The organism is Sphingobium sp. PNB (genome assembly GCF_019873065.1).
GTDB lineage: Bacteria > Pseudomonadota > Alphaproteobacteria > Sphingomonadales > Sphingomonadaceae > Sphingobium > Sphingobium fuliginis.
Genome location: NZ_JAINEZ010000034.1, coordinates 42963 through 49683, shown reverse-complemented (window position 1 = coordinate 49683; position 6721 = coordinate 42963). Strand labels below are relative to the sequence as shown.

At 65.1% G+C, this 6721-nt stretch carries 7 protein-coding genes and 1 pseudogene; 5 read left to right on the top strand and 3 right to left on the bottom strand.

Annotation, left to right across the window (positions count from 1 at the left end):
* Positions 1-76: 76 nt before the first annotated feature.
* The 3 genes and pseudogenes from K7W03_RS13300 to K7W03_RS13290 all read left to right on the top strand — a co-directional run.
* A pseudogene (locus K7W03_RS13300) lies at positions 77-1564 on the top strand (long-chain-fatty-acid--CoA ligase); the annotation flags it as partial.
* Positions 1565-1607: 43 nt separating this feature from the next.
* A complete protein-coding gene (msrA, locus tag K7W03_RS13295) occupies positions 1608-2144 on the top strand; it encodes a peptide-methionine (S)-S-oxide reductase MsrA (RefSeq protein WP_025548856.1) in 537 nt (178 codons plus the stop codon).
* A 74-nt stretch (positions 2145-2218) separates the two neighbouring features.
* Positions 2219-2485, top strand: a complete 267-nt coding sequence (locus K7W03_RS13290) for a hypothetical protein (RefSeq protein WP_048575912.1) — start codon at positions 2219-2221, stop codon at positions 2483-2485.
* 81 nt (positions 2486-2566) lie between these two features.
* Here K7W03_RS13290 and K7W03_RS13285 read toward each other — a convergent pair whose 3' ends face one another.
* The gene (locus tag K7W03_RS13285) at positions 2567-3523 is read right to left on the bottom strand and encodes an L-threonylcarbamoyladenylate synthase (RefSeq protein ID WP_222886528.1); all 957 of its coding nucleotides are present in this window, start codon (positions 3521-3523) and stop codon (positions 2567-2569) included.
* A gap of 111 nt (positions 3524-3634) precedes the next feature.
* Here K7W03_RS13285 and K7W03_RS13280 point away from each other — a divergent pair, with 111 nt between their 5' ends.
* Complete coding sequence (locus K7W03_RS13280) at positions 3635-4453, top strand: ATP-binding protein (protein ID WP_025548859.1); 819 nt, start codon at positions 3635-3637, stop codon at positions 4451-4453.
* A gap of 229 nt (positions 4454-4682) precedes the next feature.
* Here K7W03_RS13280 and K7W03_RS13275 read toward each other — a convergent pair whose 3' ends face one another.
* Both K7W03_RS13275 and K7W03_RS13270 read right to left on the bottom strand, forming a co-directional pair.
* Positions 4683-6011 (bottom strand): PQQ-dependent sugar dehydrogenase, encoded by a 1329-nt coding sequence (locus tag K7W03_RS13275; RefSeq protein ID WP_061935446.1) that lies wholly within the window; start codon positions 6009-6011, stop codon positions 4683-4685.
* A 60-nt stretch (positions 6012-6071) separates the two neighbouring features.
* Positions 6072-6245 carry a hypothetical protein gene (locus K7W03_RS13270; protein WP_165363299.1) on the bottom strand — a complete coding sequence of 58 codons (174 nt, stop codon included), beginning with the start codon at positions 6243-6245 and terminating at the stop codon, positions 6072-6074.
* 227 nt (positions 6246-6472) lie between these two features.
* Here K7W03_RS13270 and K7W03_RS13265 point away from each other — a divergent pair, with 227 nt between their 5' ends.
* Entirely contained in the window at positions 6473-6676 is a 204-nt protein-coding gene (locus tag K7W03_RS13265) for a hypothetical protein (RefSeq protein ID WP_037482318.1), read from the top strand.
* Positions 6677-6721 lie beyond the last annotated feature (45 nt).

Sequence of the window (6721 nt, the reverse complement as noted above, 5' to 3'; positions counted from 1 at the left end):
CATGACCCTTGCTCCTTTCGCAAACGGCCTGCTGCCGTAAGGCAACAACGCTCAGTTAAGGGGCGAGCCATCCATAAAGGGGGACCGGGTCGGCCTTTTCCTGCCCAATGTCCCTCATTATGTCGCGGCCTATTATGGTGCGATGATGGCCGGGGCGACGGTCGTCAACTATTCCCCCCTCTACACGGCCGCCGAGCTGGAACATCAGGTCGAGGATAGCGGGACGAAGATCCTCTTCACCCTGTCGGCCAAGGCATTGCTGCCCACCGCGCTGGAAGTGCTGGACAACAGCAGCCTGGAACGGCTGGTCGTCGGCTGCGTCGCGGAAGTCCTGCCGCCTGCCAAGTCGGTGCTGTTCCGGCTGTTCAAGCGCAAGGAGACGGTCGCGGTACCGCACGATCCGCGCCTTACCCATTATGCGGACCTGCTGCGCCATGGCGAAGACCCCGTGCCGGTCGCCATCGATCCGGAGCAGGACATCGCCCTGCTGCAATATACCGGCGGCACCACCGGCCGGCCCAAGGGCGCGATGCTGACCCATCAGAACCTGACCGCCAATGCGCGGCAGGTCCGCCTGATCGATCCGCATCCCGAAGCGCCCGACCGCATATTGGCGGTGCTGCCCTTCTTCCATGTCTTCGCCAATACATGCGTGCTCAACCGGACGGTGCTGAACGGCGGGGAGATGGTGATGCTGCCCCGCTTCGACGGCACGCAGGTTCTGGCCGCGCTGCAGCGGACCAGGGCGACCTCGCTGCCCGGCGTGCCCACCATGTACCAGGCGCTGCTGGATCATCCCGCGACGCCCAATATCGACTTCTCCTCCCTGCGCCTCTGCATTTCCGGCGGCGCGCCGCTGCCGCTGGAGGTCAAGCAGCGGTTCGAGGCGATGACGGGCTCCAAGCTGGTCGAGGGCTATGGCCTCACCGAAAGCAGCCCGGTCGTCTGCTCCAACCCCTATGAGGGCCTCAACAAGTCCGGCACGGTGGGGCAGCCGGTGCCCGGCACCCGCGTCAAGCTGGTCGACCGCGAGGACCCGACCCGTCCGCCGTCCGAGGGCGAACCGGGCGAACTGGTCTTTTCCGGGCCGCAGATCATGAAGGGCTATTGGCAGCGGCCGGACGCCGACGAGGAGGTTTTCGTCGACGGCTGGCTGCGCACAGGCGATGTCGGGCTGATCGACGAGGACGGCTATGTGAAGATCGTCGACCGGCTGAAGGACATGATCGCCGTGGGCGGGTTCAAGGTCTTCCCCAGCGAGGTCGAGAAGGTCCTCTACCACCATCCGGCGGTCAAGGAAGCGCTGGTGATCGGCATTCCCGACCATTATCGGGGCGAATGTCCGAAGGCCTTCGTCACTCTTCAGGAGGGCTCCGGGATCGACGGGGCCGCGCTCAAGGACTGGCTGAACCCGCAACTGGGCAAGCATGAGAAGGTGTGCGAGGTGGAGGTGCGCCTCAACCTGCCCAAGACGCTGGTCGGCAAGCTGTCCCGAAAGGAACTGGTGGCCGAGGAACGCGCCAAGGCGGAGGCGGCGATGCGGCAGACTGGAACCGCGGGCTGATCCTTCCTATCTCGGCGGCCAATTCAGGATAAGGACTCCCTATATGGCCGAAGAGATCGCAACCCTGGCTGGCGGCTGCTTCTGGTGCACGGAAGCGGTGTATCAGAATCTGAAGGGCGTGAAGGCCGTGGAAAGCGGCTATATCGGCGGCACGCTGCCGAACCCCAGCTATGAGCAGGTCTGCTCCGGCGCGACCGGCCATGCCGAGGCTATCCGCATCACCTATGATCCGGCGGCGATCGGCTATGGCGACCTGCTGGACATTTTCTTCGCCACCCATGATCCGACGACGCTCAACCGGCAGGGCAATGACATCGGCACCCAGTATCGGTCGGCCATCTTCCCCCATTCGCCCGAACAGGCGGCGGAGGCGAAGGCCGGGATCGAGCGCGCCCAGGCGGATCAGGCGAACCCGATCGTCACCGCCATAGAGCCCGACGCGCCCTGGTATCCGGCGGAGGATTATCACCAGAAATATTGGGAGCGGGTAGGGGACCGGAACCCCTATTGCATGGCGGTGATCCCGCCCAAGCTCGCCAAGCTGCGCAAGGGCTTTGCCGAGCGGATCGAAGCGCCCTAACGGTTCGTCGCCCACGGCTTGCCCTGGCCGCCAGCGTCTTTAAGCTGGCGGACATGACAAGCCGGGGAAGAGATATGAACAGGATCGCATGGGTGGCCGCGCCGGCTTTGTTGCTGTTCCTGCCGGGCTGCATCGCGCGGACGGCGGCGAATATCGTGACCGCGCCGGTGCGCGCGGGCAGCCAGGTGGTCGACTGGAGCACCACCAGCCAGGAAGAGGCCGACCGCAATTACGGCCGCAAGATGCGCAAGCAGGAGGCGCGCGAAGCCCGCGAGCGGAAGAAGGAGGAAGAACGCCGTCGCCGCGAATGCCGCGATGCGGGTTATGATAATTGCGGGTGAGTGATTTCTCGCCCTTTTATCCGGCCCATCCCCACGCGTCATGCTGAACTTGTTCATAGGCGGGCCGCATGAATGCGAATGTTAAGCCGCTGCCCGCCGCAACCGGTCATTGATCGCCACCCCGATCCCCTCATTCGGGATTGGCGCCACCGCGATCCGCTCCGCCGCGCTGGCATCCGCGATGTGCAGGGCCGCGAACAGATGCGCCGCCGCTTCCCGAATATCGGCGTCGGGGCTGAGATTCACATGACACGGCATCAGGCCGAAGCCGATCAGATATTCGTCCTTCTCCGCCTTCAGCGCGTTCAGCCGCACCGGCTTGGACGGCGCATAATGGCTTTCCAACTGCCCCGGCGCCTCGATCTTCGCATTCTCAGCGCCCGTCACCACCGGCAGCCTGCTTGCCTCCTCCAGCATGGCCGCCGTGATCGGGCCCGGTCGCAGCAGGCGGATGCAGTCGCTTTCCGGCGCGACGATGGTCGATTCCAGCCCTTCGCTGGTCGGCCCCTCATCCAGGATCATGCGGATCTTGCCGTTGAGGCTCGCCAGCACATGTTCGGCGCGCGTCGGGCTGATCGCGCCGCTGCGATTGGCCGAAGGCGCGGCGAGCGGACGCCCGCTTTCCCGGATCAGCGCCCGCATCGCCGGATGGGCGGGCAGGCGCAGCGCCACGGTCGGCAGTCCCGCCATGACCAGCGGCGACAGTCCGCTGTCTGCTCGCACAGGCAGAACCATGGTCAGCGCGCCGGGCCAGAACCGCTCCGCCAGCTTGTCGGCCACGGGCGAAAAATCGGCCAGACGCCCGGCCATCTCCCGATCGGCGACATGGACGATCAGCGGATTGAAGCTTGGCCGTCCCTTGGCGGTGTAGATCGCCGCCACCGCGTTGGAGTCCGTGGCGTCCGCCGCCAGGCCATAGACCGTCTCCGTCGGCACGGCGACCGGTTCGCCCGCACGGATCAGCAGCGCCGCCTCGCGCAGCGCTTCGCTGCCATAGCGGCTTATTCGGGTGGAAAAGACTGGATTTGGGATGGTCACGACCCCAGCGATATAAGCCCCGATTTCCGGGAGTAAAAGGCCATTGCTACAGAAGAATGACATGGGCGCCGCGCTTGCCCGTCATGCGGATGCGGGCTAAGCGAGGGCGCCATGAACGATGCCCTGCTGACCCGCATTGCCGAAGCGCTGGAACGGATCGCTCCACCGCCCGCTTCTTCCGCCGATCTGGCCGCCGCGCCCGCCTATGTGTGGAACGGCGCCACGATCCGGGCAGTGGAGGCCTTCGCGCCGGTGGATTACGCCCTGTTGACCGGCATCGATGCGCAGAAGCAGGCGCTGCTTGAAAACAGCCGCCGCCATGCTGCCGGACATGCGGCGCATGACGTGCTGCTGTGGGGCGCACGCGGAACCGGAAAGTCCGCCGTCGTTGCCGCCGTCATCGGCAAGCTTCAGGCGGAGGGGCAGGACATCGCCCTGCTGCAATGCGCGATCGATGAACTGGCCAGCCTGCCGCAACTCTTCACCCTGTTGCGCGACACGCGCCGGCCCTTCATCCTGTTCCTCGACGATCTTGGCTTCGATGAAAATGGGGTGGGCGACGCCCGTGCGCTTCGGTCGCTGCTCCAGGGCGGAACCGCCGCCCGCCCGGCCAATGTTCGCCTCTATGTGACGTCTAACCGCCGTCACATCGTGCCCCGCCACCTGTCGGAGCAGGACGACCCCGTCAATCCCCGCGACGTGGTGGACGACAAGATGGCGCTTTCGGACCGCTTCGGGCTGTCCCTGGGTTTCCACGCGATCGACCAGGATGCCTATGTCGCTATTGTCAGCGGCTATGCGGCCAGCCTCGGCCTCAGCTTCCAGCCGCTGGACGCGATCCAGTGGGCGACCCAGCGGGGTAGCCGCTCAGGCCGCGTGGCCTGGCAATATGTGGTGGAACTGGCCGGGCGGCATGGCCTCAATATCTAGGCCGTAAACCCATCCGGGCGTCCTGCGGTTCGACCAGAAAGGCCCATCACGGCGTCGGCAGGGCTTGAAACATATTCCCGCGCCCTCTCTCCTTGTGCCGAGCCTTTTGCCTCAAATCTTGAGCGCGCCATTCATGGGTTTGCGGCCGGGGTATTTTGGCGGAGTGTCCCTCTCTGCCGGCCCTCGACGGGAGAGGATCAAGGGCACTCCCCGGCAAGAACCCATCACCTCACTTCGCCGCCGTCACCCGCCAGACGACCCCGCCGACATCGTCGCTCACCAGCAACGCGCCCCTGGCGTCCGCCGTCACATCGACCGGGCGCCCATGCGCCTCGCCCTTGCTTCCCAGGAAGCCCGTCAGCACATCGACCGGCTTGGCCTTGCCCGCCTCCCCATTGTCGCCAAAGGGCACGAACACGACCTTATAGCCCGCGGCAGGCTTACGGTTCCAACTGCCGTGCAGCCCGACAAAGGCGCCGTTGGCATAGGGCGCGCCCAGCGTCACCTTGTCGGCGAAGCTGAGGCCCAGCGGCGCCACATGATTGCCCAGCGCATAGTCCGGCCGCTTGGTATATTCGCGAACCTCCGGCCGCTGCGGCTGGACACGGCGATCCTCATAACCGCCCCAATAATTCCACGGCCAGCCATAGAAGGCGCCGAATTCCACCCGCGTCAGATAATCGGGCACCAGATCGCTGCCCAGCATGTCGCGCTCGTTCACCACGCCCCACAAGGCGCCGCTCCTGGGCTCGAAAGCCAGCCCCACGGGGTTGCGCAGGCCCGAAGCGTAGATGCGATAGGCGCCCGTATCGGGATTGACCTCCAGCACGGCGGCGCGATTGGCCTCCGTCTCCAGGTCATTTTCCCCGATATTGCTGTTGGAGCCGACGCCCACATAAAGCAGCCCCTGCGGGCTTGCGGCCAGGCTGCGCGTCCAGTGCATGTTGGGCGCCTGCGCGGGAAGGTTCAGGATCTTGCGCCCCCTGGCCGTGATCCTGCTGTCCCCTTCCTTGTAGGGAAAGGCCATCAAGGCATCGGTATTGGCGACGTAGAGCGTGTTCCCCACCAGCGCCATGCCATAGGGGGAGTTGAGCCCGGTGAGGAAAGCGGTCTTGGTTTCCGCCCGCCCGTCGCCATCGGCGTCGCGCAGCAGGGTGATGCGGTTGGCGGACGGCACGCCGGCGCCTGCCTTGTTCATCAGATAGTTCATCACCCGGTTGACGATGCCGCCCGTCGGGCGTGACGGGCTGTTGGTTTCGGCCACCAGCACATCGCCATTGGGCAGGCGCAGCAGCGAGCGGGGATGGTCCAGCCCATCCGCGAAGCGATCGACGTTCAGCCCCTTTGCGGGAACCGGCTTTTCCCCACCCTTCCACGGCACGGCATCCGCGACGTTCATCGTCGGGATCATTTCGCTGCGGGGGCTGGTGAAAACCGGCTCCTTGCCCACATCCGCGCCGGCCGGAAGCCGCGCCGTATCTCCCCGCGCGAAATAGAAGAAAAGGCCGATGAGAACGGCCAGCGTGAGGAGGGTGAGCGCGATCAGATGCTTCTTCATGGCTATCCGTTTATGCTGGCCCACAGATGGTGGCAAGGCGCGCAAGTGCCGGGTGCGGAGCTATTTTCCCCGATCCCGCACCCATAGCAGCACCGCGATCACGATGCCCAGCGCGGTGCCGCCCAGCAGGCCTGCACTTGGCTGGCCCATCAGGCCGCCGACGATTGTTCCGCCCAAAATGGTGAGCGCCAAAATGGCGCCTGCGCCGATCGGTTCTTTTCTGGCATTGGTCATTTCCCGGTCCTTGCCACGCGCGGGGATGCATGGCCAGCGCTTTCCCGCCTGCGCCTTTTCAGGACAGGTCTGTGCCGCAACGGGATGTTTGTGCCATGGCGGGACTTGGCTAACCGGCCGTTCACCCTTCCAGGCCGCGCTGCTCCGTCGATGGCCATGGTTGGCATGGGGATTGAACCATGATCCTTACCGTCAGGGTGGGGACTTTGGGGGGCTTCGTCATGAACATGCCATATCTTTCCAATCGAAAGAGCTATGAGGACGCAGCTGAGCTGATGTCGCTGTTTGGCGACAATGCAGGCTATGAAGCCGCGGCGCGCGCCGACCGAAGCCGCGATCTGGGCAACCATATCCGCTTCTGCCATTGGCGGCAGATCGAGCGGCTGATCGTGCTGCTGACCCATGAAGGGCCGCTGGGCACGATCCATTGATCCAGCGCATCTCCGAAGCTTCGCTCGCCCCGACTTCCCATCCGT

Bases quoted from the DNA above. Each gene is read 5' to 3' on its own strand.
- msrA (WP_025548856.1), top strand. From the start codon at position 1,608: ATGGCCGAAGAGATCGCAACCCTGGCTGGCGGCTGCTTCTGGTGCACG.
- K7W03_RS13290 (WP_048575912.1), top strand. From the start codon at position 2,219: ATGAACAGGATCGCATGGGTGGCCGCGCCGGCTTTGTTGCTGTTCCTG.
- K7W03_RS13280 (WP_025548859.1), top strand. From the start codon at position 3,635: ATGAACGATGCCCTGCTGACCCGCATTGCCGAAGCGCTGGAACGGATC.
- K7W03_RS13275 (WP_061935446.1), bottom strand. From the start codon at position 6,011: ATGAAGAAGCATCTGATCGCGCTCACCCTCCTCACGCTGGCCGTTCTC.
- K7W03_RS13270 (WP_165363299.1), bottom strand. From the start codon at position 6,245: ATGACCAATGCCAGAAAAGAACCGATCGGCGCAGGCGCCATTTTGGCG.
- K7W03_RS13265 (WP_037482318.1), top strand. From the start codon at position 6,473: ATGCCATATCTTTCCAATCGAAAGAGCTATGAGGACGCAGCTGAGCTG.